Raw genomic sequence first — 25,269 nt, forward strand, 5'->3', positions numbered from 1 at the left:
CGACAGCGTGCTGGCCGGTCTTTGCGCGTTAATTGTCTTTGGCCCGATCGTCGGCGTGGTGCTCAAAGGGTATGGTTTTACCCTCGCGCCCGCGCGGGTGGCGATCCTCGTGGCGGTGGTGATGGCCGGCAGGCTGGCCCTCAGCCTGCTGCTGCAGAGCCGTCGGGGAAAAGCCTTTATTGCCCGCTTTGAGGGGGCGGATGACGGGGTGTACGTCCGGCCGCCGGGCTACCGCTCGCGACTGCGCTGGATAATGCCGCTGCTGGTGGTCCTGGCCATCGCCTTTCCATTTCTCGCCAGCAAATACCTGCTGACCGTGGCGATCCTCGGCCTGATCTACGTTCTGCTTGGCCTGGGGTTGAATATTGTGGTGGGCCTCGCGGGCCTGCTCGATCTGGGGTATGTGGCGTTCTACGCCATCGGCGCCTACGGCCTGGCGCTGGGCTACCAGTACCTGGGCCTCGGCTTCTGGGCGATGCTGCCGCTGGGGGCGGTGATGGCGGCCCTCGCCGGGGCGTTGCTGGGCTTTCCGGTGCTGCGCATGCATGGCGACTACCTGGCTATCGTCACCCTCGGCTTTGGCGAAATCATTCGCCTGGTGCTTAACAACTGGGTGAGCTTCACCGGGGGGCCCAACGGCGTACCGGTGCCGTCGCCCACGCTGTTTGGCCTCGAGTTTACCCGCCGGGCCAGGGATGGCGGCATCCCCATCCATGAGTTTTTCCACGTCAGCTACAACCCCAACCTGAAATTCATCTTTCTCTACGCCGTGCTGTGCCTGGTGGTGATGCTGGTGCTGCTGGTGAAACATCGTCTGACGCGGATGCCCATCGGCCGCGCCTGGGAGGCGCTGCGCGAGGATGAGATCGCCTGTCGGGCGATGGGGCTCAACCACGTGCTGGTGAAGCTCTCGGCGTTTATGCTCGGCGCGTCGACCGCCGGCATCGCCGGGGTGTTCTTCGCCAGCTATCAGGGGTTTGTTAACCCGACGTCGTTCACCTTTTTTGAGTCGGCGCTGATCCTGGCGATTGTGGTGCTCGGGGGAATGGGCTCCACCCTGGGAGTGGTGCTGGCGGCGTTTGTCCTGACGGTCACCCCGGAGCTGCTGCGCGGTTTTGACGAATATCGGGTGCTGCTGTTCGGCGTGCTGATGGTGGTGATGATGATCTGGCGGCCGCGCGGCCTGGTGCGCACCAGCCGCAGCGGGGTTGCGTTGCGAAAAGGAGTCGCGCCATGACCGACAGCATCTTACGCGTTGAGCATCTGATGATGCATTTCGGCGGCATCAAAGCGCTGAATGATGTCAATCTGGAGGTGGAGCGGGGGTCGATCACCGCCCTGATCGGCCCCAACGGCGCGGGCAAGACCACGGTGTTTAACTGCCTGACCGGTTTTTACCGGGCGACGGGGGGGAGCATCGTGCTGCGGGCGCGGGAAAAGGTTACCGATGTCATTCAGGTGCTGGGGCAGAAGCTTCACCCGGACGATTTTCTCCACCCGGCGCAGCTGGGGCGGCGGATCTATTACAAGATGTTCGGTGGCACCCATCTGGTGAACCGCGCTGGCCTGGCGCGCACCTTCCAGAATATACGTTTATTCCGCGAGATGTCGGTGATTGAGAACCTGCTGGTGGCCCAGCATACCCAGGTTAACCGCCATCTGCTGGCCGGGATCCTCAATACTCGTGGGTATCGGCAGGCGGAGAGTCAGGCGCTGGATCGCGCTTTTTACTGGCTGGAGGTGGTGGAGATGGTGGACTGCGCCAACCGTCTGGCGGGGACCCTCTCCTATGGACAGCAGCGGCGGCTGGAGATCGCCCGCGCCATGTGTACCCGCCCGGAGATGATCTGTCTGGACGAGCCGGCCGCCGGCCTCAACCCGGTGGAAACCCAGGCGCTGAGCCGGATTATTCGCTTTCTGCGCCAGCAGCACGGCATCACGGTGCTACTGATCGAGCATGATATGGGGATGGTGATGGAGATTTCGGATCATATCATCGTCCTCGATCACGGGGACGTCATCGCCCGCGGCGTGCCGCAGGCGATCCAGGCTAACGCCAGCGTGATTGCCGCCTATCTTGGCGCTGAGGAAGAGGAGACGCGCCGATGAGCCAGCCATTGCTTGCCTTTAATGAGGTGGATGTCTTCTACGGGCCGATCCAGGCCCTGAAGCAGGTCTCCCTCACCGTCAACGAGGGAGAGACGGTGGCGCTGATCGGCGCCAACGGCGCCGGTAAATCAACGCTGCTGATGTCGGTCTTCGGCCAGCCGCGCATTGCCGGCGGGGAGATTTTCTATCGCGGGGAGGCGATCAGCCGGAAATCGACCCACTTTATCGCCAGTAACGGCATCGCCCAGGCCCCGGAAGGGCGGCGCATCTTTCCCGATATGACCGTCGAGGAGAACCTGCAGATGGGGACCATTGCCATTGGCAACCGCTATCAGGCCGAAGACAAGGCGCGGATGTATCAGCTGTTCCCCCGGCTGGAAGAACGGCGGGGACAGCGGGCGATGACCCTCTCCGGCGGCGAGCAGCAGATGCTGGCCATCGCCCGGGCGCTGATGAGCCGACCGCGCCTGCTGCTGCTGGATGAGCCAAGCCTGGGGCTGGCGCCGCTGGTGGTGAAGCAGATTTTTCAGATCCTGCGCGAGCTGACGGCCCAGGGGATGACGCTGTTTCTGGTGGAGCAGAATGCCCGCCATGCCCTTAACCTGTCGGACCGCGCCTATGTGATGGTGAACGGCCAGATCCGCCTGAGCGGCAGCGGCCAGGCGCTGCTCAACGACCCGGAGGTGCGTAAGGCATATCTGGGGATCAGCGGCTGAGGGGGTTATTCCCGCGGTTCGTTACGGGTTTTAATGTGCTGCCAGAAACGTTCGGCGGCCTGGTTAAGCCGCGAGCCGGAGCGGTAGAGCCAGGCGCCGATCGGCAGCGACAGGCGGTCATCGAGGATCGTCAGTCGGCCTTCGTCCAGCTCGCGCTGAATAGAGTATTGCGGCAGCCAGCCCACGCCGTCGCCATTGAGGATCATGCGCTTGAGCAACTCGCTCATGGAAGAGACAAACGTAAGGGAGAAGGTGATCTCCGGCGTACGGTCGATCACCTGGTTCACCTGGCGCCCCATATAGCTGTCGTTGGCGTATTTCATCAGCGGCAGCACGCCGCGATGTAAATGAAACAGCGGGCGGCCATGTTCGTCGCAGGGGGAGACCAGGTGCAGGTAAGAATCAAAAATTTTATGATTAATAAACGGATAGTTCATTAATTCTTCATTATAGAAGGAGAGGATAAAATCGCTTTTTCCCTCTTTCAGGTTAAATACGGCGTCGTTGACGTTAATCGATTCAACATGAAAAGTCTTATTTTTACGGTCGGTGTAACCGGCGATGATTTCCGGCAGTAATAACACCGACAGCGAAGGGGCCGCGTCGATTCTTATTTTCTGGGTCGTGTTATTTAAACCCTTAATACGACTGATCTGAAAATCCATGTCATCGAGCATATTTCGCGCATAGCCGACAAAAATTTTCCCGCGGTTGGTCAATTGCAGGGGGTTGGCGCTACGATCGAAGATGCTGAATCCGAGGGAGGCCTCCAGCGACTGGATGCGTCGACTGAACGAGGACTGAGAGATGTTGCGGGCTTTGGCCGCCAGGGTAAAGCTGCGTGACTCCTCAAGGGCAATCACATCATACAGCCATTTAACTTCCAGATTTGCCAACACCGATCCAGTCCTCAAAAACGCAATAAAGGCTATGCAATTTTAGCATAGCGCATAGAAACTATGCAATTAACATAATTATCGACAGGTGTTAACATTTTTTGGAAAGTTGAGATTTATGAATGCATATCGGCGACCCTACATGAGCACGATATGAAATCGCGACTCACGGTTATTTATTGCTTTATTTTATTGTCCAGGACTTATCTTATTAAATCGCCGGCGACGATGACGAAAGCAATGAATAACCCAGGCCTCTTACCTTAAATAGTTTGTCAGGAGTTCCATGTCACAACAAATTGAATCAGTTAAAATGGCTCTGCAGGAGCTGGGGATTAATGCAAGCGGCGAATTCTTTTACAACCCTGATTACGATTTGCTTATTGCACATGAAACCGCTCCTGAGCTGACCGGCGCGGCCCGCGGCGTGATGACCGACTCTGGGGCTGTGGCTGTTGATACCGGGATCTTCACCGGCCGTTCACCGCGCGATAAATACATCGTCCGCGACGAACAGACTCGCGACACCGTCTGGTGGGCAGACTCCGGCCTCGGCCGCAATGACAACAAACCGTTATCGCCAGACGTGTGGCGCAGCCTGAAAAGCCTGGTCGCGGGCCAGCTGAGCGGTAAAAAACTGTATGTCATCGACGCCTGGTGCGGCGCCAGCCCGGATACCCGCCTTGGCGTACGCTTCGTTACCGAGGTGGCGTGGCAGGCTCACTTTGTCAAAAACATGTTTATCGTGCCGAGCGCCGACGAGCTGGCCAGCTTTACGCCAGACTTCGTGGTGCTCAACGGCGCGGGCTGCACCAATGCCAACTGGCAGGCGCAGGGGATGAACTCCGAGAACTTCGTCGCCTTTAATCTCAGCGAGCGTATTCAGCTCATCGGCGGCACCTGGTACGGCGGCGAAATGAAGAAAGGGCTGTTCTCGGTCATGAACTACCTGCTGCCGCAGAAAGGCATCGCGTCGATGCACTGCTCGGCCAACCGTGGCGAAGCAGGGGACGTGGCGCTGTTCTTCGGCCTCTCCGGGACCGGCAAAACCACCCTGTCGACCGATCCGCATCGTCAGCTGATTGGCGATGACGAGCACGGCTGGGACGATGACGGCGTGTTTAACTTTGAAGGCGGCTGCTACGCCAAGACCATCAATCTCGACCCGCAGGCGGAGCCGGAGATTTATGGCGCCATCCGCCGCAATGCGCTGCTGGAAAACGTGGTGGTGCGCGCTGACGGCAGCGTGGATTATGCCGACGGCAGCAAAACCGAAAACACCCGCGTCTCCTATCCGCTGTCGCATATCGACAATATCGTCAAGCCGGTGTCCCGCGCGGGCCATCCGTCGAAGGTGATTTTCCTTGCCGCCGACGCGTTTGGCGTCCTGCCGCCGGTCTCCCGTCTGACCACCGAGCAGATGCAGTACCATTTCCTGTCGGGTTTCACCTCGAAGCTGGCGGGTACCGAGCGCGGCATTACCCAGCCGACGCCGACCTTCTCCGCCTGCTATGGCGCGGCGTTCCTGCTGCTTCACCCAACCCAGTACGCCAGCGTCCTGGCGGCGAAGATGGCGGAATCCGGTGCGGAAGCCTGGCTGGTCAACACCGGCTGGAACGGCGAGGGCAAACGCCTGTCGCTGCGCGATACCCGCAGCATCATTAGCGCGATCCTCAACGGCACTACCGGCCCGCTGCGCGATGAGACCATCCCGGTGTTCGGTCTTGCGATCCCGCAGAGCATTCCAGGGGTAGACAGCGCGGTGCTGGATCCGCGTAATGGCTGGAGCTCAGCGGATAAGTGGCAGGAGAAGGCCGAGAGCCTGGCTCAGCTGTTTATGGATAACTTTAAGCAGTACAGTGATACCGAAGCGGGCGCGCGTCTGGCGCTGGCCGGTCCGCAGCTGCAGAATAGCGCGGTCGAAGCCTGATCCGCGGCCAGCAGGTCGACGCCTGGCGCCGACCTGCTGGCGAGCCGCTTTACTCCGCAAAGGCCCGCAGCGCATCGCCCGTGAGGCGATAACGCACCCATTCATCCTGCGGCTGCGCGCCAATGCTCAGATAGAAATCAATCGCCGGCTGGTTCCAGTCGAGCACGCTCCACTCCAGACGCCCGCACTGACGCTGTACAGCATATTGCGCGATGGTTTTCAGCAGCGCTTTTCCGGCGCCGATCCCGCGATAGTCGGGGGTGACGTACAGATCCTCCATATAGATACCATTGCGTCCAAGCCAGGTGGAATAGCTGGTGAAGAACACCGCGTAGCCCACCGCTTTGCCCGCCACCTCGCAGATCAGCGCTTCGGTTTTGCTGCCGCTGGCAAACAGCGTCTCTCTGATCTCCTCTGCCGTCGTCACCACCTCTTCAGGGGCTTTCTCGTAGACCGCGAGTTCATAAATCATGTCGTAAATAGCGGTGGCGTCGTCCGGGGTGGCCTGGCGGATCGTGATGCTCATGGGGCGTCCTGTATCAATAGTCAAAAGAGAGCAAAATTGCTGACCCTGAGGATAAGCGGTATTGTGAAAAGAATTAAGTGCAATGAAATCAGCAAACGATGAATATTATGCATCCTGTCCTGCGCCGGATTGACCTCAACCTGCTGCCGGTCTTTGACGCGGTCTATCGCTCCCGCTCGGTGCGCCTGGCGGCGGAAGAGTTGGCAATGAGCACCTCGGCGCTGAGCCATGCGCTTTCCCGGCTGCGCAGCGCCCTCAACGATCCGTTGTTCTATCGCGAAGGGCACCGGATGTGCCCCAGCGTCTATGCCAGCCAGCTGGCGCCCTCTATTGCTTCGGCGCTGAAGTTTCTCAACCAGGAGCTGACGCCGCCGGCGGCGTTTGTGCCGGCCGCCAGCACCGACTGCATGCAGATTGCGATCACCGATTTCACCGCGTTCTGCGTCTTTCCGACGCTGATGCACCACCTGCAGCGTGAGGCGCCCGGGCTGCGGTTTGAACTCCGTTATCTGCCCCACAGCCCGGCGCTGACCGAGCTGCTGGCGGGCGAGGTCGACCTGGCCCTCGGGTTCAATACCCCTGACGAGCCAGCCCATCCCGATCTTGAGGAGATTAACTGGCTGCGGGACGAATATGTGGTCATCAGCCAGGCCGACCGGACGGCGCTGACCCTGGACGCCTACCTTGCTGCCCGTCATCTGGTGGTGACCCCGTGGAATGAGCAGCAGGGGGTGCTGGACCGTGAGCTGGAGCGGCAGGGCTATTCGCGGCAGGTGGCGATGAAAACCCCCTCGATGCTGAGCGCGCCCTTCATTATTGAGCAGAGCGACCTGTTGATGGCGCTGCCCCGGCGAGCGGCGGAGACGATGGCCCGCGCCGCCCGGCTGACCATTTTCCCGCTGCCGTTTCCGGTTCCGCCGTTTGACGTCAAGATTTACGCCCACCAACGCAGCGGGAAACGCGAAGCTACCCGCTGGCTGATCGCTCTGTTGCAGACGCTGGTGGGGGAGTCTGCCGCTTCCGCTTCCTGACGCGCTTTGCGGCCGGCAGCGTGTATCCTCACCTAAGGCCAGGGTTTTTATGCCGTCAACCCGCGGCGACGTACCCTGGCCTCGGTCACAAAACGGAAAACTGACTTTTTCGCCGTCACCCGCGGCGTGGTTAGCACGGGATGTGTTAAATGATTGTATGTAAAAGTAATGTTAATTAGTTAAATGTTATTCATGCGTAAAATGCATTAATGGATGCGTTTATTACGCTTATTTCGTTCCCGGTTCTGTTTCAGTCTTCAGCAACAGGCGCGCGACAACGCGTGGATAACAAACTGGAGACCTGCATGCATTCGACAACCTCACTGATGAGTACCCGTGACCGGATCGGCGCCATCCTGCGCGTCACGTCCGGTAACTTTCTCGAACAGTTCGACTTTTTCCTGTTCGGGTTTTATGCCACCTACATCGCACATACCTTTTTTCCGGCGAGCAGTGAATTCGCCGCGCTGATGATGACCTTCGCGGTCTTTGGCGCCGGCTTTTTGATGCGCCCCATCGGCGCTATCGTGCTTGGCGCCTACATCGACAAGGTGGGGCGGCGCAAGGGGCTGATCGTCACCCTGTCGATCATGGCCACCGGCACCTTTCTGATCGTGCTGATCCCCTCTTACCAGACCATTGGCCTGTGGGCACCGCTGCTGGTGCTGATCGGCCGTCTGCTGCAGGGCTTTTCCGCTGGCGCCGAGCTGGGCGGGGTGTCGGTCTATCTGGCCGAGATCGCCACGCCGGGCCGCAAAGGCTTTTACACCAGCTGGCAGTCGGGTAGTCAGCAGGTTGCCATTATGGTGGCGGCCGCGATGGGCTTTGCCCTCAACGCGGTGCTGGAGCAGAGCGCCATCAGCGACTGGGGCTGGCGCATTCCGTTCGTCTTCGGCTGCCTGATCGTTCCGTTCATTTTCATCCTGCGCCGTAAGCTGGAGGAGACCCAGGAGTTTACCGCCCGCCGCCATCATCTGGCGATGCGCCAGGTGTTCGCCACGCTGCTGGCGAACTGGCAGGTGGTTATCGCCGGGATGATGATGGTGGCGATGACCACCACCGCGTTCTATCTGATCACCGTCTATGCGCCGACCTTTGGTAAAAAGGTGCTGATGCTCAGCGCCTCTGACAGCCTGCTGGTTACGCTGCTGGTGGCGATTTCCAACTTCTTCTGGCTGCCGGTGGGCGGGGCGCTGTCTGACCGCTTTGGCCGCCGGCCGGTGCTGATTGCCATGACCCTGCTGGCGCTGGCTACCGCCTGGCCTGCACTGACCCTGCTGGCGAACGCGCCGAGCTTTTTGATGATGCTGAGCGTGCTGCTGTGGCTGTCGTTTATCTACGGCATGTACAACGGGGCGATGATCCCGGCGCTGACCGAAATTATGCCTGCCGAAGTGCGCGTGGCAGGTTTCTCGCTGGCCTACAGCCTGGCGACGGCGGTATTTGGCGGCTTCACGCCGGTGATTTCCACGGCGCTGATCGAGTATACCGGTGATAAAGCGTCTCCCGGCTACTGGATGAGCTTTGCCGCCATCTGCGGCCTGCTGGCCACTTGCTACCTCTATCGCCGTAGCGCCGTTGCGCTGCAGACGGCACGTTAATCAGGGAGAAGATGATGCGTAAAACGACAGGAACACTGCTGGCCACGCTGCTGCTGGCCGCCACCGGCGGCAGCGCGCTGGCCGCAGAGGTCACCGTGATGATCTCCGGCGGCTTCAAAGCGGCGCTGGAAAAGCTGGCCCCGGCGTGGGAAAAACAAACCGGCAACCACCTCGTGGTGATCCCCGGCCCGTCGATGGGGAAAACGCCGCAGGCGATCCCTAACCGCCTGGCGCGGGGCGAACACGCGGACGTGGTGATTATGGTCGGGGATGCGCTAACCAGCCTCGAAAAAGCGGGCCGTACGCAACCGGGTTCGCGTCGGGAGCTGGCCGACTCGCCGATCGGCGTGGTGGTGAAGGCGGGGGCGCCGCTGCCGGCTATCCATAGCGCAGACCAGCTGCGGGCGACGCTGATGGCGGCGCCGTCGGTCGCGTACTCCGACAGCGCCAGCGGACGCTATGTTAGCTCGACGCTGTTCCACACCCTGGGCATTGATGACGCGATGCAGAGCAAAGCGCAGATGGTGGAGCGCATTCCGGTAGCCTCGGAAGTGGCGAAGGGACGGTATGCGATCGGTTTTCAGCAGGTGAGCGAACTGCTGCCGGTACCCGGCGTGACCTTCGTTGGCGAACTGCCGGATAACCTGCAGTACATCACCCGCTTTGCCGGGGCGGTGACTATCAGCGCCGACCACCCGCAGGAAGGCAAGGCGCTGCTGGCGTATCTGGCCTCACCGGCGGCGCAGGAGACCATCCACGCCACCGGCATGCGAAGCGTGGCCGCCACCACGCCGGTCAGCCAGAAGGATACTGTTCAATAATCAGCTTCTCCAGCTCTGCCGCCACGTAGGACTGAATACGGCCGCTGAGGCGGATCAGGCCTACCGTGCGCGTGACCACCGGGTCGGTGAGCGGCACAGCGCGGAGAACGGAATGCTCCCCGGCGGGCATCGACATCGCGGGCACGGCGGCAATGCCGATGCCCGCTTCCACCATCCCCAGCATCGTGGTGACGTGGCGGGTTTCGCAGATACTTGGCCGCGCCGGCGTCAGATGCGCCAGCTCCCGGTCGAGCAGCGTCCGGTTGCCCGAGACCCGATCCAGGCCAATATAATCCTGTTCAAAATACGCCTGCCAGCTGAGGTGCGTCTTGCGCGCCAGCGGATGATCGTACCGACAGGCGGCCACATAGCGGTCGTCGGCAAGAGGCGTGAATTCGAGACTGGCTGGCAGGTTTTTGGCAAAACAGAGGCCAAAGTCAGCCTGTCCGCTGCTGACCGCCTCGATCACATTCCCGACGCTGCTGTCAATCAACCGGATGCGCACCTGGGGATAACGCGCCTGAAAGCTGCGGATGATTTCCGGCATAAAGTAGTAGGCGGCGGAGGGCACCGTCGCCACCGTCACCAGCCCGGTGCGCGCATTGCTGACCTGGCTGATATCCGCCAGCACCGTCTCGACATGGGCCAGCAGTTGCTCCGAACGTTCGGCAAAATTTTGCCCATACAGCGTGAGGGTCACCCGCCGGGTGGTACGCTCGAACAGCCGGTTGCCCAGCGCCGTCTCCAGCTTTTCGATGCGTCGGCTAAGGGCCGACTGCGACAGGCAGATGGATTCAGCGGCCAGCCGAAAACTGCCATATTCCATCAGGGCGCGAAAGGCGTAGAGATCGTTGAAGTCAAAATTTACGGGCATGGCGGCGGCATCCTTATCGGCTGTCTGGCGCCATCGCCCCGTCCGGCGAGGGGCGATGGCGGGTAGTCTATCGGGCAGGTCTTCGGGCGCGCGGGAAACCGCGCGCCGGGGCTTACACCTTAAGCAGTTTTACCGTGGCATCGATATCGATTTCGTCTTCCGAGAAGATCAGGGTTGTCCCCTGAAAGGTGGTGATCGCCAGCTTTTTCACCGAACGCATCTCTCCCGGCTGCACTGTGGATTTTGGCCGGATGCTGTTCATCAGCAGCCCGACCGACAGCACCGCGTTTTCTTTATCGACGCGGGTCTCGACCGGCTCCTCCTCATGGTACACCACATAGGATTTGATGGAGGTCAGCTTCAGCCGCTCGCCGGCGATATAGATATATTTGCTCTCCGGAATGACCTTCACCGCGTAGGCCGACAGCCCTTTATTGTTGGTGGTAGGTTCGAAAGTCACCGCCGCGTCTTTCTTGATAAGATCAGGATTGGCGACCTTAATCACGTGAAAATAACGATTTTCGCCGTTTTCATCTTTGATAAATCCAAAACCTTTATCTTTAAACCACGTTGTGATTGTTCCGTTCATCGCCATTACCGTATTACTCGTTGGTTAACACAAATTTTGCAGCGCGCAGTGTAAAGCACATTGCCTGTGCAGGCCATGCCTTTGCGATAAGTGTGGGTGATAAATGACGCCGCCGCGAGGGCGGATTGTGCGCCAGCATCGTGCCGGCGGGCAAAATGGGGTACTATCGCCAGCCACTCCTTCTTCGGGCCGCCTGATGTCCACCATTATCGATACCTTTGTCGCGCCGCCGTGCCGCGAACAGATCACCCTCTTGTATCAGGACGAACACCTGCTGTTGATCAATAAACCCGCCGGGCTGCTGAGCCTGTCGGGCAAAGATCCGCGCAACCTTGACTCCGTGCATCACCGGCTGGTTCAGCGCTTTCCGGGCTGCACCCTGGTGCACCGCCTGGACTTCGGTACCTCCGGTCTGATGGTGGTAGCCCGCAACAAAGACGTTAACGCCTTGCTGTGTCAGCAGTTCAGCCAGCGCACGGTGGCAAAGGTCTATACGGCGCTGCTGTGCGGCCACCTGGCGGAAGATGAGGGGATCGTGGAGGCGGCAATCGCCAAAGATCCGGCCCGTTTCCCGCGCATGTCGCTCTGCGCCCGGCACGGCAAACCGGCGCGTTCGCGCTATCGGGTCATTGACCGCCTGTATCAGTCACGGGAAGGAGAGAGGGCGCTGGCGTTGACTCGAGTGGCGCTCACCCCGGAGACCGGGCGCACCCATCAGCTGCGCATCCACTGCCAGCTGCTGGGCTATCCGATCCTTGGCTGCGATTTGTACGGTGGCCGGGAGCTGCCCGGCACGGAACAGGCTCCGCGGCTGATGCTGCACGCCAGCGAACTGCGCTTTGTCCACCCCGTCAGCCATGAGCCGATGCATATCCAGCAGGCGAGCCCGTTTTGATTGCCCGCGGCGAGAGAACCGGGGTTACCACATCAGATCGTCGGGCACCTTAAAGTCGGCGTACGGATCGTCTTCATCCTGCTCATCCTGACTCAGGGCGCTGTGCAACACGATGCTGCTGGCGTCGCGCTGGGCGATTTTCTCGGCCACCACCGCCGGAATAATCGCATATTCACCTTCGGGCTTGTTATCCACCGCCAGGCGGGCAATCGCCAGACGGCCGTTAATCAGCTGGGTCTGGGTGGTCTTGTCGACCATGATTTTTTTGATCAGATTATTATCGGTGAAGTTAAAGCCGATATCGCCCCGGGCGACCGTAATGCGGTTCATCTCGATCAGCTGCTTCACCTGGGCTTTATACTCTTTCGCCAGCACCGCCTGCTTTTGCTGCTCGCTGAGCTGCTTATCGCGCTCCAGCTGAGCTTTTTTATTTTCTTCCACCGCTTCCCGGGCCTCACGGGCCTGAACGCGGGATTTTTTTGCCGTCCTCTGGACTTTAGCCATTTTTTTGCTGCTGACCAGGCCGGCTTTGAGCATCTGCTCTTGTAAGGTGAGTTTTGTCATCTGCGTGTCTGAAACTGAGGAAACATCTGCCAAGTATACCTGCATTGGCCGAAACGACGCCAGACTACCCACTGTTCGTTACCCCGATTAGCCTGACAGCCCCCCGCCGAAGCCGCGTTAACCCAGCCTCGCAGGCCCATCTTTCCCGTCCCCGGCGAAGGATCGTCGCCACCATTTTTGGCATGTCGACGATCCTTTTTTGTGATGGATTGTCTTTTTTGTGATCTAGATTGTAGTACAATTTTTATTAATAGTACTACTATGTGTCACAGGCAAGGATGAACAGGTTCACGTTTGTACTACCAGACTGGGTGGAAACGCGCTGAACGGAGTAAAGTAACCGGGCATAACCCCGTTAAGGACACGCTATGAACCTGACTAAAACCGATCGGCTGATGGTGACCCTGGGCCGCCAGATTGTGAGCGGCAAATATCTTCCCGGCGCGGCGCTGCCGGCGGAGGCTGACCTGTGCGAGGAGTTTGCCACCTCCCGCAACATCATCCGCGAAGTCTTTCGCTCGCTGGAGGCGAAGCGCTTGATTGAGATGAAACGCTATCGCGGCGCCTTCGTCGCGCCGCGCAGCCAGTGGAATTTCCTCGACAGCGACGTATTGCAATGGGCGCTGGAACAGGATGAAGACCCGGGGCTCATCGCGGCGATGAGCGAAGTGCGTAATCTGGTGGAGCCGGCGATAGCCCGCTGGGCGGCAGAGCGGGCCACCTCCAGCGATCTGGCGCAGATTGAGGCGGCGCTGAATGACATGATCGCCAACAACCAGCAGCGCGATGCCTTTAATGAAGCCGACATTCGCTATCACGAAGCGGTGCTGGCGTCAGTGCATAACCCGGTGCTGCAGCAGCTCAGCGTGGCGATTAGCTCGCTGCAGCGCGCGATATTTGAACGGACCTGGATGGGGGATGAGGCCAACATGCCGCAAACGCTCCAGGAACATAAAGCGCTGTTCGATGCGATTCGCCATCAGGACAGCAACGCGGCAGAGCAGGCGGCGCTCACCATGATCGCCAGCTCGACACGAAGACTGAAGGAAATCACATGACATCTCGCTACATCGCTGTTGACTGGGGATCGACCAATTTTCGCGCCTGGCTGTTTGAGGGCGAACGCTGCCTCGACAGCCGACAGTCGGCGGCGGGGATCGCCCGCCTGAACGGTCAATCGCCGGCAGCGGTGTTAGCGACACAAATCCATGGCTGGCGCGAGGGGCGTACCCCGGTGGTCATGGCGGGAATGGTAGGCAGCAACGTGGGCTGGAAGAACGCGCCCTATTTACCGCTTCCCGCCGATTTCACGGCCATTGGCAACCAGTTGACCGCCGTAGATGAAGGGATCTGGATTGTCCCCGGGCTTTGCACTTCCCGCGAAGACCACCACAACGTCATGCGCGGCGAAGAGACACAGCTCCTCGGCGCACGCCTGCTGGCCCCTGCGGCGGTGTACGTCATGCCCGGCACCCATTGCAAATGGGTCAAAACCGACGGCCGGCGGATTGAGGACTTTCGCACGGTGATGACCGGCGAACTGCACCATCTGCTGCTGACGCACTCCCTGATCGGTGCGGGATTACCCGAGCAGCAGGCTGCGCCGGCGGCGTTTCACGCCGGGCTGGCGCGCGGCCTGGCCGCGCCCGCGGTGTTGCCACAGCTTTTTGAGACCCGCGCCGCGCACCTGTTGGGGGCGCTGGCCCGGGAGCAGGTGAGCGAGTATCTATCCGGCCTGTTAATTGGCGCGGAGGTGGCCAGCATGCGCGCCTTCATTGCCGACGAACAGGCTATCGCGATCGTTGCCGGCTCGTCCCTCTCCGCGCGCTATCAGCAGGCATTTCAGCTGCTGGGCCGCCAGGTGACGACAGTGTCGGGCGACGATGCCTTTCTGGCTGGTATAAGGAGCATCGTACATGCAGTGGCAAACCTCACTTCCGCTGATCGCTATTCTGCGCGGCATCACCCCTGACGAGGCGCTGGCGCACGTCGGCGCGGCGATCGCCGCCGGGTTCGACACCGTGGAGATCCCGCTCAATTCACCGCAATGGCAGCAGAGCATCCCGGCCGTGGTCGAGGCCTACGGCGCGCAGGCGCTGATTGGCGCCGGAACGGTGCTGCAGGAAGCGCAGGTCGATCGGCTGGCGCAGCTTGGGGCGCGGCTGGTGGTGACCCCCAATGTGCAGCCGGCGGTGATCCGCCGGGCCGTCGGGCACGGGATGACCGTCTGCGCCGGCTGCGCGACGGCAAGCGAGGCGTTTACCGCGCTGGAGGCCGGGGCGCAGGCGCTGAAGATTTTTCCCTCTTCGGCGTTTGGCCCCGACTACATCAGGGCGCTGAAAGCGGTTTTGCCCGCGTCGGTGCCGGTATTTGCCGTCGGCGGCGTCACGCCGGAAAACCTGGCGCAATGGATCGAGGCCGGTTGTGCGGGCGCGGGGCTGGGCAGCGATCTCTATCGCGCCGGTCAGCCGGTAACGCGGACCGCAGAGCAGGCCGCCGCATTTGTTAGGGCGTATCAAGAGGCTGTGAAATGAAAATAACCAAACTGACCACCTGGCGTTTACCCCCGCGCTGGATGTTCCTCAAGATTGAAACCGACGAGGGGATAGTCGGCTGGGGCGAGCCGATCGTCGAAGGCCGGGCGCGCACCGTGGAGGCGGCGGTACATGAGCTGGGGGACTATCTGATTGGCCAGGATCCGGCGCGGATCAACGATCTGTGGCAGGTCATGTACCGCGCCGGCTTTTATCGCGGCGGACCGATCCTGATGAGCGCGATCGCCGGTATTGACCAGGCGCTGTGGGACATCAAAGGGAAGGCGTTAAATGCGCCGGTCTGGCAGCTGCTGGGCGGCCTGGTGCGCGATAAAATCAAAGCCTACAGCTGGGTAGGAGGAGACAGGCCTGCCGAGGTCATTGCCGGGATTAAGACGCTGCGCGGGATGGGGTTTGATACCTTCAAACTCAACGGCTGTCAGGAAATGGGGATGATTGACAGTTCGCGCACGGTGGATGCGGCGGTGAACACGGTGGCGCAGATCCGCGAAGCATTTGGCAACGACATTGAATTTGGCCTCGATTTTCATGGCCGCGTCAGCGCGCCGATGGCGAAATTGCTGATTAAAGAGCTGGAACCCTATCGGCCGCTGTTTATCGAAGAGCCGGTGCTGGCCGAGCAGGCGGAGTACTACCCGCGGCTGGCGGCGCAAACCGCGATCCCGCTGGCCGCTGGCGAGCGCATGTTCTCGCGCTTTGAGTTCAAGCGGGTGCTGGAGGCCGGCGGCCTGGCTATTCTGCAGCCCGATCTCTCTCACGCCGGCGGCATCACCGAATGCTTCAAAATCGCCGGTATGGCGGAAGCGGCGGACGTGTCGCTGGCCCCGCACTGCCCGTTAGGCCCCATCGCGCTGGCCGCCTGTCTGCACGTGGACTTTGTTTCCTACAACGCTGTCTTCCAGGAGCAGAGCATGGGGATCCACTATAACCAGGGCGCCGAGTTACTCGACTTCGTGAAAAACAAAGCCGATTTCAATATGGAGGGGGGGTACTTTAAGCCGTTAATGAAGCCGGGGCTGGGGGTCGATATCGACGAAGATAAAGTGATTGAGATGAGCCGACGCGCTCCTGACTGGCGGAACCCCGTCTGGCGCCTTGCCGATGGCGTGGTCGCCGAGTGGTAGTCCCCGGTTAATACCTGCTGCGATTCTTAATATCAATCTTTGCCTGGCGCGGGCGGTCTTCCCCTGCCCGAGGCAAAGTCATGGGGTTATTATTATGAGCATTGAACTCTGTACTTCTACATTAAAAAAGCTAAACAGCAAAATCATCCCCTTTATTATTATCTGCTATTTTGTCGCCAATCTTGATAAAACCAATATTTCCATTGCCGCGCTGCAAATGAACGCCGATCTGGGATTAACGGCCAGCATGTACGGCCTTGGGGTCGGCATGTTTTATATTTCCTATATTATTTTCGAAATTCCCAGCAACCTGATCATGACCCGGGTGGGGGCGCGGATCTGGATCGCCAGAATAATGATCACCTGGGGAATGGTGAGCGCCGGCATGGCGTTCGTCCAGACGCCGACCCAGCTCTATATTATGCGTTTTTTACTCGGCATGGCGGAGGCGGGATTCACCCCAGGGATTATTTACTATATCTCCTGCTGGTTTCCGAAGCGCAACCGGGCACGGGCGATGTCGTTCTTTTATATGGGATCGGTGCTGGCGTCGATCATCGGGCTGCCCGTCTCGGGGCTGATTTTAAATATGCATGGCATTGCCGATGTTGCCGGCTGGCGCTGGCTGTTCGCCATTGAAGGGGTTCCCGCCATCGTGCTGGGGGCGCTGGTGCTCTGGCTGCTACCTTCCAGCCCGCAAAAGGCGGCCTGGCTCTCTGAGGCGGAGAAAGGCTGGCTGACGGCGCAGATTGCCGCTGATAACCGCGGCGCGGTAGTTAATCAACACGCCTCCTGGTTCAGTGCGCTGAAAAATAAAGTGGTACTCCTGCTGAGTCTGGTCTGGTTTCTGCAGGCGTTCGGCTCCATCGGCATCACGCTTTTCTTACCGCTGATCCTCAAAAGTATGGCCAGCGAGCAGAGCGATGTGGTTATTAGTCTGCTGTCCGCGGTGCCGTTTATTTTCGCCTGCCTGTTTATGTACCTCAATGGCCGTCATTCGGATCTGACCGGCGAGCGGGCGTGGCATATGGGGCTGCCGCTGATTCTGGCCGGTCTCTCGCTGGCTGTCGCCATCTATGCCGGCAACCTGCTGGTTGCCTATCTGCTGCTGGTGCTCACCGTGGGCTTTAATTTCGCGCTAACGCCGGTGTTCTGGGCGGTGACCACCGAGAAGCTGGCGGGCGTGGCGGCCGCGGCCTCCATTGCATTTATCAACACCATCGCCAATTTTGTCGGCTTAGGCTTGCCGCCGCTGCTCGGGAAGATTAAGGACCTGACCAACAGCTATCACTCCGGACTGCTGATCGTCGCCGTGGCGCTGGCCCTTGGCGGGATTATCGGCATCATCGTCTCCCGGAGCGGCCAGAAACCCTCCGCCTTCCACACTCTGAAAGAAGATAAGCTATGAAACTGAACGTGTTAAAACAGGCTTCGCTCCCGGATGCCCTGACTGCGGAACTGGCGCGACGCTATCACCTCGTGGAGCTGACCGCACTCACTGACGCCGACTTTCGCGCGCTGGCCGGCACCTTTACCGTGCTCATCACCAACGGCGAAGCCTCCGTGACGCGAGAGCTGATCGCCAGCCTGCCTGCGCTGGAGCTGATCGCCGTCTTTGGCGTCGGCTACGATGGCGTGGATGTGCAGGCGGCTGCAGAGCACCAGGTGCGGGTCAGCCATACGCCGGGGGTGTTAACCGACGATGTGGCGGATCTGGCGCTGGGCCTGATGCTGGCGACCTCGCGGCAGATCGTCGCCGCCCACAAGTTTATCGAAGCGGGCGAGTGGGCGGCGGGCGGTTTTCCGTGGACGCAAAAAGTCTCCGGTTCGCGGGTCGGCATCGTGGGCATGGGGCGCATCGGCCAGGCCATCGCCCGGCGCTGCGAGGGGTTCGCCATGCAGATTGCTTATCATGACCGCAAGCGTCTCCCGGCGCTAAATTATGCCTGGCGGGAAGATCTGCTGACCCTGGCCGCGGAGAGTGATTTTCTGGTTATCTGCACGCCGGGAACGGCGGCAAACCAGGGGCTCATTAACCAGCCGGTGCTGGCGGCGCTGGGGGAGAAAGGGATCCTCATCAATATCTCGCGCGGCAGCGTGATTGATGAGCCCGCGCTGGTTGCCGCGCTGGAGAGCGGGATTATCGCCGGGGCGGGGCTGGATGTCTTCAGCCATGAACCGGCGGTACCGGCCGGGCTGCTGCAGCGCAGTAATGTGGTCGTCACACCGCATATGGCCAGCGCCACCTGGAGCACCCGCGCGGCGATGGCGCAACTGGTGCTCGATAACGTCGCCTGCTGGGCTGAGAAGAAGGCGCTGGTGACTCCAGTGGCGGAAAGCCTGGCGGACTGACCGCAAAGCCGGAACGCGCTGGGCTGCTGTATTGTACAGCGCGTTCGCGGCGGGGATTACTCCCGGGGCTGAAGCTGATAAATCCAGGCGCTGACCTGCTGTCCATCGCCGGTGGTCACTTCCACCGGCACCCGATCGTACCCCTCCTCAAAGTCGTCCAGCATGGGCCAGTGCGCCGCCAGCCGATCGGACAGGAACAGATAGCCGTTGACCCGCGGGCCGTGAGCGTCGAGGACGATACCCGGAAAATCGGCGGCTGCGCCCCAGCCGCGCGCGTAAAAGGTGCCGGTGACGTAGCCGGGACGCCACTCGCCCCCGATCGCCTCCAGAATGTGCGCATTGCTGCGACCGGGACAGAGCGTCCCATAGACAAATAGCGGTTTCATTTTCTCTCTCTCGTTCGCCCTGATACCCGCCCACAGCGGAGCGGAAAACCAAAATACGGGGTAATTCAGCGCCTGGCAATGGCCGGGTGGGGCGGGGCAACCCTCCGGGCATCTCTCTGATGCCGGGGGAGGCTTTGGCCTCGGCGCTAATGAAGCTATATCGATTGCGATGATATTTTTATTATTTATATTTAAGATCAATATAAATAAGCCTGACGGAGAGACTAATTCGCTAATTAAATTCAATGGGGAATTAAAAGAGAGGATATGATGAATTTTCTTTTTAGCAGCCTTCTCGTGGGTAATGAACGACGGTAAGATTTGAATTCAGATATTATTTACCCCTGGATATTACCAGCTCCTAATTTTTCCCTTTATGATAAGTAGCCAGTGAAAAATAACATGATGTTTCCATCTGACGCAAAACAGCTGGCGGCTGGTACTCACCCGGGACGATCTTGACCCGGCGAGGCCGCGCATTATCGAAGCCAGCCAAAATCAACTGACGCTGCACCCGCTTAAGGAGAAGTGAAAATGCCTCGTCCCTCCCTGTATGACATCCTGTACGGCAACTTCGCCGGCGGGCTTGACCTGAATACTGTCAGCGAAACGGATCAGGTCATCCTGTCGGTGCTCGATAACATGCAGCGCATCCTCAACTGTCGGGCTGGAACGCTGGCGCATCTGCCGGACTACGGCCTGCCGGATATGACCGCTATCCTCCAGGGCATGCCGGCGTCGGCGCATCAGCTGATGAGCACGTTATCGGCGGTGTTGCTGAAATACGAACCGCGCCTGCAGCGGATTGCGGTGGTGATGCTCGATCAGCATGCGCCCGGCGAACTGCGCTATGCCATTGATGCGGAGCTGAAGGATATTGGCCTGGTGCGTTACGGCACAGAGTTTATGCCCGAGGGCAGGGTGTTGATCCGCCACCTCAAACGCCAGCAGTATCTTGACGCCCGCTCCGCCCTCTAATCTCTCGCTGAAAGACATCATGATGACAACACACGACGAACGCCACTATAAAACCGGTGGCGACCCGCGCACGCTGGCTGATTTTATTGCCCTGCGTGCGGAAATGAACAAGCTCAGCCACCCGGCGCGGCCGGATATTAACTGGCCGTATGCCGAGCAGCTTGCCCGCTCGCTGCTGGAGCATCACGGCGCGGATCTGCAGACTGTCGCCTGGTATACGCTGGCCCGCGCCAGGCTGGGCGGGCTGGCAGGGATCCACGAGGGGCTGTCGCTAATGGAGTCGCTGCTGGCCCACCAGGGGAAAAACCTGTGGCCGCAGGCGCTCCCGGCCCGGACAGAGATCTTCCGCACCCTGAGCAAGCGGCTGCGGCAGGTGATCCGCACTCTCAGTCTCGCCCCGGCGGATCTCGAGTCGCTTGGTCAGGCTGAACGTTCGCTGCAAAGCTTCGACGCAGTGCTCCAGCGCCTTGAGATCGCGCCTGAAAACCCGCTGAGCGACCTGCGGGCGCTGTTGCACAGCACGGTAAGCCGCTTCGAGAATCTCGACCCTGCGCCAGCGCTCCCCACCGCGCCGCCGGTGGCGGTGTCTGACGCGGAACTTCCCGGCGCTCTGGTCAGCGAAGAGGATGCGGCAAAGGTTGAACCAGTGCCAGAACTAAAACGTAGACCAAAGGCTGAGCCGCTTGCGCCGCCTTTACCTGCAAAGCGGCCCGCGCCAGTGGTGGCGTCTTCTCCGGCACCCGCGCCGCGCTGGAAGCCGTTTGTCGCCGGGATGGTCACCATGCTGGCGGTGACGGGCATCGCCGTCGGTGGATGGCTGGCGTTGCGTCAGTCCGATTTACCGCCCATTTCGGTGACCCAAAATGTGATACCGGGCCTGCCGGGGGCATCTCCCCTGATGCCGGTGGATCTGCCTCAGACGCAGCGCCAGCTTGGCGAGCTCGCCCGCCTGGCGCCGGACTGGGCGGTAAGCTACGGCGACCAGCTGGTCCGGCAGGCCCTGAGTCGCTGGCCGGATCAAGCACAACCGCTGGCGCAGCAGTGGCGGCAGCAGTTGAGCGCTGCCGCACTGCCCGCGGAAAACCTCACCGGCTGGTCCGAGGGAATGCAGCAGCTGCAGCGGCTCGCCGGCCAGCTCAATACCCTCGACGAGCAGAAGGGGAGATACCTCACGGTGAGCGAACTGAAAACCGCAGTGTTTGCCATCATGCAGTCGTTTAACCGCGCCGTTCCGCTGGAGGAGGAGCTACGCCAGCTGGCCGCGCTTCCCGTTGATCAACCCTGGCCTGCCGCCCGGGGAAGCCTCGCGGAGCTGCATCTGCAACAACTGATCGTGGAGTATGCCCTGCTGAAGCGAAAGCAGGCGCCGCCCGCGGCGATCCCCCCTACCGGTGAGCCCTCAGTGAGTGAGGCGGTGAAATAAAATGTGCGCATGGCAACATTTTCTTTACATCATGATTGCAAGAACCGAACGCCCTTCGTAGTCTGAAAATGATTTAAATATACCATTTGTGTTTATATTGAAAATTTCATTTCGACCTCTGAGGGCATGCTATGAAGCACTGTAAAATCATCCTGTTAGTGGGGTTACTGGCCAGTTCCGCCTCGGCTTTGGCGGAGAAGATCGGCGTCTCAATGGCCTACTTCGATCAAAACTTTCTCACCATTATCCGCCAGTCCATTGAGAAAGAGGCCCGCGCCCGTCATGTCGACGTGCAGTTTGAAGACGCCCGCGGCGACACCGGACGCCAGGCCGACCAGGTGCAGAGCTTTATCGCCTCCGGCGTGGACGCGATCATCGTCGACCCGGTGGACTCCGCCAGCACCCCGCAGCTGACGAAGATGGCGCAGCAGGCCAAAATGCCGCTGGTGTATGTGAACCGGACGCCGGGGGATAAAACGTTACCGCCTGGCGTGGTGTTTGTTGGTTCGGACGAGCGGGAGTCCGGCACATTGCAGATGGAGGCGCTGGCGAAGCTGGCGAGCTACAAAGGCAATGTCGCCATCATGATCGGCAATCTCACTGACGCCGGCGCGCTGCAGCGCACCAAAGACGTCGAGCAGGTGGTGGCCAAATATCCGGCAATGAAAGTGGTGCAGAAACAGCCGGCCAACTATTCCCGCAGCGAGGGAATGGATCTGATGCAGAACTGGACAGGCAACGGGGAAGCGATTGATATTGTGGCGGCGAACAACGATGAGATGGCGATTGGCGCAGCGATGGCGCTGGAGAAGAGCCAGAAGAAGCTGTTGATCGGTGGGATCGACGCCACGCCGGACGGGCTGAAAGCCCTGGCCAGCGATAAGATCCAGGTGACGGTCTTCCAGGACGCCGTCGGTCAGGGCAAAACGGCCTTAGCGGTAGCGCTGAAGCTGATTAAAGGAGAAAAGGTCGAGTCTCATGTCTGGATCCCGTTTGAGTTAGTGACCAAAGAAAACATGCAGACCTATGTGGAAAAGAGTCATTAACGGCAAGGCGCAAGTGAACGAACTTTGCTGATAGAACCGGGCTGATAATGTGACGCCCGGGCAACGAAACCGGAGGAAAAGACATGGCAACGGAAAGAAGCGGCTATACGCTGCAGGTGATAAAGGCAGGGCAGCAGGGACATGTTGAAATGAGGTGGGGGCATCTCGCAGACGTTGATACGCGCGCGGCGGCGGCGGCCATCGTGCAGCAAATCGGGCGACCATCGTCCGCAGCGGGACAGCAGGAGATCAGTCTGTCACTGACCAATGCCGCCAGCGGCATCTCGGTCGAGCTTCATCACCCGGCCTCAGGGGAAAGCGCCACCCCGGCTTTCATCGAGGGCGAGTTAAAGAAAATTGTGCAGATCGTTGATGGCTATGAGGCGGCTGAAGAGACCCATATTGTGGAGTAGCGTGTCGTCCGGGTAAAAAAAATCCACGCCGCTGCGTGGATTTTTTATGGCGCGATGGTGGCGAAAATGCCAGCCAGCGGGATCAGACGTTGAACAGGAAGTTCATCACATCGCCATCTTTCACGATGTAGTCTTTGCCTTCTGCACGCATTTTACCGGCTTCTTTTGCACCCTGTTCGCCTTTGTAGGTAATAAAGTCTTCATAGGCGATGGTCTGCGCGCGGATAAAACCTTTTTCGAAGTCAGTGTGGATCTTACCGGCTGCCTGCGGCGCGGTTGCCCCGACCGGGATGGTCCATGCGCGAACTTCCTTCACCCCAGCGGTGAAGTAGGTCTGCAGATTCAGCAGCTCGTAACCGGCGCGGATCACGCGGTTGAGGCCTGGCTCTTCGAGACCCAGCTCGGCCATAAACTCGTCGCGGTCAGCGTCGTCCAGCTCGGCAATATCGGACTCAACGGCGGCGCAAACGGCGACGACCACAGAACCTTCGGCGGCGGCAATTTCACGGACTTTATCGAGATAAGGGTTATTCTCAAAGCCGTCTTCATTGACGTTGGCGATATACATGGTCGGCTTCAGCGTCAGGAAGCTGAGGTATTTAATCGCTGCTTTGTCTTCGTCGGTCAGGTTTTTCAGTGAACGCAGCATGCCGGCATTTTCCAGCTGCGGCAGGCATTTTTCCAGCGCCGCCAGCTCAGCTTTAGCGTCTTTATCGCCGCCTTTAGCTTTCTTCTGCACACGGTGGATAGCGCGCTCGCAGGTGTCCAGATCGGAGAGTGCCAGCTCGGTGTTGATAACGTCGATGTCGTCAGCCGGATCCACTTTGTTGTTAACGTGGATAATGTTGTCATTTTCAAAGCAGCGAACCACGTGGCCGATAGCTTCGGTTTCACGGATGTTGGTCAGAAACTGGTTGCCGAGACCTTCACCTTTGGACGCGCCTTTCACCAGGCCCGCGATATCAACGAATTCCATCGTCGTCGGCAGGATGCGCTGCGGTTTGACGATTTCAGCCAGCTTGTCCAGACGCGGATCGGGCATCGGTACGACACCGGTGTTCGGCTCAATGGTACAGAAGGGGAAGTTGGCCGCTTCAATACCCGCTTTGGTGAGCGCATTGAACAGGGTGGATTTGCCGACGTTGGGCAAACCGACGATACCGCATTTGAATCCCATGATTTAAATCACCTTAATCTTTGGATAATCAATCTGTTATAAGCAACAGATTGCAGAAAATTGAATAGCTTTGCCTATTATACACGGTGCGCGGCAAAAATGCCGCACGACAACGGCTTATTGCGCCTTAAAGGCATGTAAGCGGTTGGTGGCTTTGGTCAGCCCGTCCTTTAACCAGATTTCGGTGCAGCGCGCCGCTTCGTCGACAGCATCATCAATCAGTTTCTGCTCGCTGGCCGGCGGTTTGCCGAGTACAAAGCCGACAACCTTGTTTTTGTCACCCGGATGGCCGATCCCGACGCGTAAGCGGTGAAAGTTCGGGTTATTGCCGAGCTTACTGATGATGTCCTTCAGGCCGTTGTGGCCGCCATGGCCACCGCCAAGCTTGAATTTCGCCACCCCGGGCGGCAAATCCAGCTCATCATGGGCGACCAGAATTTCATCCGGGTTAATGCGATAAAAGGTCGCCATTGCAGCCACCGCTTTACCGCTGAGGTTCATAAACGTCGTAGGAACCAGCAGGCGAACGTCTTCGCCCGCCAGATTGATGCGCGAGGTGTAGCCGAAGAACTTGCTCTCTTCGCGCAGCGGCGCACGATGGCGATCCGCCAGTAAATCTACATACCAGGCGCCGGCGTTGTGCCGGGTGGCGGCATATTCCGCACCGGGGTTGGCCAGGCCGACAATCAGTTTAATGGTCACGTTTTCTTTCCTGCATGGGGCATTCTCTGCCGCGTAGTGTACTGTCTGCGGGCGCGCTTGACAAAGTTCTGCCCACGAGACAATACCAGCATTGATGATTACCCACCTGAATCATTAGAATTTGATATTGTTCAGAGGCTTATTTGTAAATATTTGTCTAATCGGTGTTCACTAATGTGATCGTGGGCGCACTCCAGGGCAGGGACCCTGTCTATACTACACCTATAAGATTTGGGGATATTCCCTGGCAACCCAAAGTCCGGAGGTGACACATGAAACGCAAAAACGCTTCGTTACTCGGTAACGTACTCATGGGGTTAGGGTTGGTGGTGATGGTTGTGGGGGTAGGCTACTCCATTCTGAACCAGCTTCCGCAGCTTAACCTGCCGCAATTCTTTGCACATGGCGCAATCTTAAGCATCTTCGTTGGCGCCGTGCTCTGGCTGGCCGGTGCCCGTATTGGCGGCCACGAGCAGGTCAGCGACCGCTACTGGTGGGTGCGCCACTATGATAAACGCTGCCGTCGTAATCAGCATCGCCACAGCTAACCGTAGCATGATT

27 protein-coding genes and 1 pseudogene are annotated in these 25,269 nt (G+C 59.5%); 20 read left to right on the forward strand and 8 right to left on the reverse strand.

Features of this window, described 5'->3' with window-relative positions; translation table 11 throughout:
* The 3 genes from livM to CW267_RS11365 form a co-directional block, all read left to right on the forward strand.
* Positions 1-1,237, forward strand: a 1,237-nt coding sequence (livM, locus tag CW267_RS11355; protein ID WP_101148627.1) for a high-affinity branched-chain amino acid ABC transporter permease LivM, incomplete at its 5' end; no start/stop codon positions are given.
* On the forward strand, positions 1,234-2,109 hold the full coding sequence (locus CW267_RS11360; protein WP_008804340.1) for an ABC transporter ATP-binding protein: 876 nt from the start codon (positions 1,234-1,236) through the stop codon (positions 2,107-2,109). The genes livM and CW267_RS11360, both read left to right, overlap by 4 nt.
* The gene (locus CW267_RS11365; RefSeq protein ID WP_100780961.1) at positions 2,106-2,825 is read left to right on the forward strand and encodes an ABC transporter ATP-binding protein; all 720 of its coding nucleotides are present in this window, start codon (positions 2,106-2,108) and stop codon (positions 2,823-2,825) included. Before CW267_RS11360 ends, CW267_RS11365 begins: the two co-directional genes overlap by 4 nt.
* 5 nt (positions 2,826-2,830) lie before the next feature.
* Here CW267_RS11365 and CW267_RS11370 read toward each other — a convergent pair whose 3' ends face one another.
* Entirely contained in the window at positions 2,831-3,724 is an 894-nt protein-coding gene (locus tag CW267_RS11370) for a LysR substrate-binding domain-containing protein (RefSeq protein ID WP_008804342.1), read from the reverse strand.
* A gap of 283 nt (positions 3,725-4,007) precedes the next feature.
* Here CW267_RS11370 and pckA point away from each other — a divergent pair, with 283 nt between their 5' ends.
* Positions 4,008-5,651: a phosphoenolpyruvate carboxykinase (ATP) gene (pckA, locus tag CW267_RS11375; protein ID WP_012967799.1), complete on the forward strand. Its 1,644-nt coding sequence runs from the start codon at positions 4,008-4,010 to the stop codon at positions 5,649-5,651.
* A gap of 49 nt (positions 5,652-5,700) precedes the next feature.
* Here pckA and CW267_RS11380 read toward each other — a convergent pair whose 3' ends face one another.
* A complete protein-coding gene (locus tag CW267_RS11380) occupies positions 5,701-6,177 on the reverse strand; it encodes a GNAT family N-acetyltransferase (protein WP_008804344.1) in 477 nt (158 codons plus the stop codon).
* Positions 6,178-6,275: 98 nt separating this feature from the next.
* On the opposite strand from CW267_RS11380, the gene CW267_RS11385 reads away from it, so the two are divergent.
* The 3 genes from CW267_RS11385 (at position 6,276) to CW267_RS11395 (ending at position 9,630) form a co-directional block, all read left to right on the forward strand.
* Complete coding sequence (locus CW267_RS11385) at positions 6,276-7,208, forward strand: LysR family transcriptional regulator (protein ID WP_022066199.1); 933 nt, start codon at positions 6,276-6,278, stop codon at positions 7,206-7,208.
* Positions 7,209-7,513: 305 nt separating this feature from the next.
* The gene (locus CW267_RS11390; RefSeq protein ID WP_080783063.1) at positions 7,514-8,809 is read left to right on the forward strand and encodes an MFS transporter; all 1,296 of its coding nucleotides are present in this window, start codon (positions 7,514-7,516) and stop codon (positions 8,807-8,809) included.
* Between the two features lie 11 nt (positions 8,810-8,820).
* Positions 8,821-9,630, forward strand: a complete 810-nt coding sequence (locus tag CW267_RS11395) for a substrate-binding domain-containing protein (RefSeq protein ID WP_165787435.1) — start codon at positions 8,821-8,823, stop codon at positions 9,628-9,630.
* Here the strand turns inward: CW267_RS11395 and CW267_RS11400 are convergent.
* Together CW267_RS11400 and CW267_RS11405 are read right to left on the reverse strand one after the other, a co-directional pair.
* Complete coding sequence (locus CW267_RS11400) at positions 9,605-10,504, reverse strand: LysR family transcriptional regulator (protein ID WP_100780959.1); 900 nt, start codon at positions 10,502-10,504, stop codon at positions 9,605-9,607. The two genes, CW267_RS11395 and CW267_RS11400, sit on opposite strands and share 26 nt — an antisense overlap.
* Before the next feature lie 112 nt (positions 10,505-10,616).
* Entirely contained in the window at positions 10,617-11,099 is a 483-nt protein-coding gene (locus CW267_RS11405) for a cold-shock protein (RefSeq protein WP_012541308.1), read from the reverse strand.
* 190 nt (positions 11,100-11,289) lie between these two features.
* Between CW267_RS11405 and CW267_RS11410 the strand changes: the two genes are divergently transcribed.
* Positions 11,290-11,988 (forward strand): RluA family pseudouridine synthase, encoded by a 699-nt coding sequence (locus tag CW267_RS11410; protein ID WP_100780958.1) that lies wholly within the window; start codon positions 11,290-11,292, stop codon positions 11,986-11,988.
* Between the two features lie 24 nt (positions 11,989-12,012).
* On the opposite strand, the gene CW267_RS11415 is transcribed toward CW267_RS11410, so the two are convergent.
* Positions 12,013-12,552: a DUF2058 domain-containing protein gene (locus CW267_RS11415; protein ID WP_012967804.1), complete on the reverse strand. Its 540-nt coding sequence runs from the start codon at positions 12,550-12,552 to the stop codon at positions 12,013-12,015.
* Between the two features lie 368 nt (positions 12,553-12,920).
* Here CW267_RS11415 and dgoR point away from each other — a divergent pair, with 368 nt between their 5' ends.
* The 6 genes from dgoR (at position 12,921) to CW267_RS11445 (ending at position 18,583) form a co-directional block, all read left to right on the forward strand.
* Entirely contained in the window at positions 12,921-13,610 is a 690-nt protein-coding gene (gene dgoR, locus CW267_RS11420) for a D-galactonate utilization transcriptional regulator DgoR (RefSeq protein WP_022066201.1), read from the forward strand.
* The gene (locus CW267_RS11425) at positions 13,607-14,524 is read left to right on the forward strand and encodes a 2-dehydro-3-deoxygalactonokinase (RefSeq protein WP_100780957.1); all 918 of its coding nucleotides are present in this window, start codon (positions 13,607-13,609) and stop codon (positions 14,522-14,524) included. The genes dgoR and CW267_RS11425 overlap by 4 nt, the downstream gene beginning before the upstream one ends.
* The gene (locus CW267_RS11430; RefSeq protein ID WP_023340379.1) at positions 14,469-15,086 is read left to right on the forward strand and encodes a 2-dehydro-3-deoxy-6-phosphogalactonate aldolase; all 618 of its coding nucleotides are present in this window, start codon (positions 14,469-14,471) and stop codon (positions 15,084-15,086) included. Before CW267_RS11425 ends, CW267_RS11430 begins: the two co-directional genes overlap by 56 nt.
* Positions 15,083-16,231 (forward strand): galactonate dehydratase, encoded by a 1,149-nt coding sequence (gene dgoD, locus CW267_RS11435; protein ID WP_100780956.1) that lies wholly within the window; start codon positions 15,083-15,085, stop codon positions 16,229-16,231. Before CW267_RS11430 ends, dgoD begins: the two co-directional genes overlap by 4 nt.
* A gap of 94 nt (positions 16,232-16,325) precedes the next feature.
* A complete protein-coding gene (locus CW267_RS11440; protein ID WP_043875087.1) occupies positions 16,326-17,639 on the forward strand; it encodes an MFS transporter in 1,314 nt (437 codons plus the stop codon).
* The gene (locus CW267_RS11445) at positions 17,636-18,583 is read left to right on the forward strand and encodes a 2-hydroxyacid dehydrogenase (protein WP_023297848.1); all 948 of its coding nucleotides are present in this window, start codon (positions 17,636-17,638) and stop codon (positions 18,581-18,583) included. Before CW267_RS11440 ends, CW267_RS11445 begins: the two co-directional genes overlap by 4 nt.
* Before the next feature lie 56 nt (positions 18,584-18,639).
* Here CW267_RS11445 and CW267_RS11450 read toward each other — a convergent pair whose 3' ends face one another.
* Positions 18,640-18,969, reverse strand: a complete 330-nt coding sequence (locus CW267_RS11450; protein ID WP_023297847.1) for a gamma-glutamylcyclotransferase family protein — start codon at positions 18,967-18,969, stop codon at positions 18,640-18,642.
* 415 nt (positions 18,970-19,384) lie between these two features.
* Here CW267_RS11450 and CW267_RS11460 point away from each other — a divergent pair.
* From CW267_RS11460 to CW267_RS11480, 5 genes and pseudogenes are all read left to right on the forward strand, one after another.
* Positions 19,385-19,501 (forward strand): annotated as a pseudogene (locus CW267_RS11460) (type VI secretion system lipoprotein TssJ); the annotation flags it as partial.
* Positions 19,502-19,503: 2 nt separating this feature from the next.
* A complete protein-coding gene (gene tssE, locus CW267_RS11465; RefSeq protein ID WP_004152261.1) occupies positions 19,504-19,947 on the forward strand; it encodes a type VI secretion system baseplate subunit TssE in 444 nt (147 codons plus the stop codon).
* Positions 19,948-19,966: 19 nt separating this feature from the next.
* Positions 19,967-21,370 (forward strand): VasL domain-containing protein, encoded by a 1,404-nt coding sequence (locus CW267_RS11470; RefSeq protein ID WP_100780955.1) that lies wholly within the window; start codon positions 19,967-19,969, stop codon positions 21,368-21,370.
* A 131-nt stretch (positions 21,371-21,501) separates the two neighbouring features.
* Positions 21,502-22,416: a sugar ABC transporter substrate-binding protein gene (locus CW267_RS11475; RefSeq protein WP_022066215.1), complete on the forward strand. Its 915-nt coding sequence runs from the start codon at positions 21,502-21,504 to the stop codon at positions 22,414-22,416.
* 83 nt (positions 22,417-22,499) lie between these two features.
* Positions 22,500-22,829: a DUF1869 domain-containing protein gene (locus CW267_RS11480; protein WP_016161327.1), complete on the forward strand. Its 330-nt coding sequence runs from the start codon at positions 22,500-22,502 to the stop codon at positions 22,827-22,829.
* Positions 22,830-22,911: 82 nt separating this feature from the next.
* Here the strand turns inward: CW267_RS11480 and ychF are convergent, their stop codons facing one another.
* On the reverse strand, positions 22,912-24,006 hold the full coding sequence (gene ychF / locus CW267_RS11485; RefSeq protein ID WP_008804380.1) for a redox-regulated ATPase YchF: 1,095 nt from the start codon (positions 24,004-24,006) through the stop codon (positions 22,912-22,914).
* A 117-nt stretch (positions 24,007-24,123) separates the two neighbouring features.
* Positions 24,124-24,708 carry an aminoacyl-tRNA hydrolase gene (pth, locus tag CW267_RS11490; protein ID WP_004180389.1) on the reverse strand — a complete coding sequence of 195 codons (585 nt, stop codon included), beginning with the start codon at positions 24,706-24,708 and terminating at the stop codon, positions 24,124-24,126.
* Between the two features lie 272 nt (positions 24,709-24,980).
* Between pth and ychH the strand changes: the two genes are divergently transcribed.
* Positions 24,981-25,256: a stress-induced protein YchH gene (ychH, locus tag CW267_RS11495; protein ID WP_002910437.1), complete on the forward strand. Its 276-nt coding sequence runs from the start codon at positions 24,981-24,983 to the stop codon at positions 25,254-25,256.
* Positions 25,257-25,269 lie beyond the last annotated feature (13 nt).

It is taken from the genome of Klebsiella sp. X1-16S-Nf21 (genome assembly GCF_002837615.1).
GTDB classification, from domain to species: Bacteria; Pseudomonadota; Gammaproteobacteria; order Enterobacterales; family Enterobacteriaceae; genus Klebsiella; species Klebsiella variicola.

Bases quoted from the DNA above. Each gene is read 5' to 3' on its own strand.
- CW267_RS11395 (WP_165787435.1), top strand. From the start codon at position 8,821: ATGATGCGTAAAACGACAGGAACACTGCTGGCCACGCTGCTGCTGGCC.
- CW267_RS11380 (WP_008804344.1), bottom strand. From the start codon at position 6,177: ATGAGCATCACGATCCGCCAGGCCACCCCGGACGACGCCACCGCTATT.
- CW267_RS11445 (WP_023297848.1), top strand. From the start codon at position 17,636: ATGAAACTGAACGTGTTAAAACAGGCTTCGCTCCCGGATGCCCTGACT.
- CW267_RS11440 (WP_043875087.1), top strand. From the start codon at position 16,326: ATGAGCATTGAACTCTGTACTTCTACATTAAAAAAGCTAAACAGCAAA.
- CW267_RS11410 (WP_100780958.1), top strand. From the start codon at position 11,290: ATGTCCACCATTATCGATACCTTTGTCGCGCCGCCGTGCCGCGAACAG.
- CW267_RS11385 (WP_022066199.1), top strand. From the start codon at position 6,276: ATGAATATTATGCATCCTGTCCTGCGCCGGATTGACCTCAACCTGCTG.
- CW267_RS11390 (WP_080783063.1), top strand. From the start codon at position 7,514: ATGCATTCGACAACCTCACTGATGAGTACCCGTGACCGGATCGGCGCC.
- dgoR (WP_022066201.1), top strand. From the start codon at position 12,921: ATGAACCTGACTAAAACCGATCGGCTGATGGTGACCCTGGGCCGCCAG.
- dgoD (WP_100780956.1), top strand. From the start codon at position 15,083: ATGAAAATAACCAAACTGACCACCTGGCGTTTACCCCCGCGCTGGATG.
- CW267_RS11425 (WP_100780957.1), top strand. From the start codon at position 13,607: ATGACATCTCGCTACATCGCTGTTGACTGGGGATCGACCAATTTTCGC.
- CW267_RS11430 (WP_023340379.1), top strand. From the start codon at position 14,469: ATGCAGTGGCAAACCTCACTTCCGCTGATCGCTATTCTGCGCGGCATC.
- CW267_RS11475 (WP_022066215.1), top strand. From the start codon at position 21,502: ATGAAGCACTGTAAAATCATCCTGTTAGTGGGGTTACTGGCCAGTTCC.
- CW267_RS11405 (WP_012541308.1), bottom strand. From the start codon at position 11,099: ATGGCGATGAACGGAACAATCACAACGTGGTTTAAAGATAAAGGTTTT.
- CW267_RS11400 (WP_100780959.1), bottom strand. From the start codon at position 10,504: ATGCCCGTAAATTTTGACTTCAACGATCTCTACGCCTTTCGCGCCCTG.
- CW267_RS11415 (WP_012967804.1), bottom strand. From the start codon at position 12,552: ATGACAAAACTCACCTTACAAGAGCAGATGCTCAAAGCCGGCCTGGTC.
- CW267_RS11365 (WP_100780961.1), top strand. From the start codon at position 2,106: ATGAGCCAGCCATTGCTTGCCTTTAATGAGGTGGATGTCTTCTACGGG.
- CW267_RS11470 (WP_100780955.1), top strand. From the start codon at position 19,967: ATGATGACAACACACGACGAACGCCACTATAAAACCGGTGGCGACCCG.
- CW267_RS11360 (WP_008804340.1), top strand. From the start codon at position 1,234: ATGACCGACAGCATCTTACGCGTTGAGCATCTGATGATGCATTTCGGC.
- tssE (WP_004152261.1), top strand. From the start codon at position 19,504: ATGCCTCGTCCCTCCCTGTATGACATCCTGTACGGCAACTTCGCCGGC.
- CW267_RS11480 (WP_016161327.1), top strand. From the start codon at position 22,500: ATGGCAACGGAAAGAAGCGGCTATACGCTGCAGGTGATAAAGGCAGGG.
- CW267_RS11450 (WP_023297847.1), bottom strand. From the start codon at position 18,969: ATGAAACCGCTATTTGTCTATGGGACGCTCTGTCCCGGTCGCAGCAAT.
- pckA (WP_012967799.1), top strand. From the start codon at position 4,008: ATGTCACAACAAATTGAATCAGTTAAAATGGCTCTGCAGGAGCTGGGG.
- ychF (WP_008804380.1), bottom strand. From the start codon at position 24,006: ATGGGATTCAAATGCGGTATCGTCGGTTTGCCCAACGTCGGCAAATCC.
- ychH (WP_002910437.1), top strand. From the start codon at position 24,981: ATGAAACGCAAAAACGCTTCGTTACTCGGTAACGTACTCATGGGGTTA.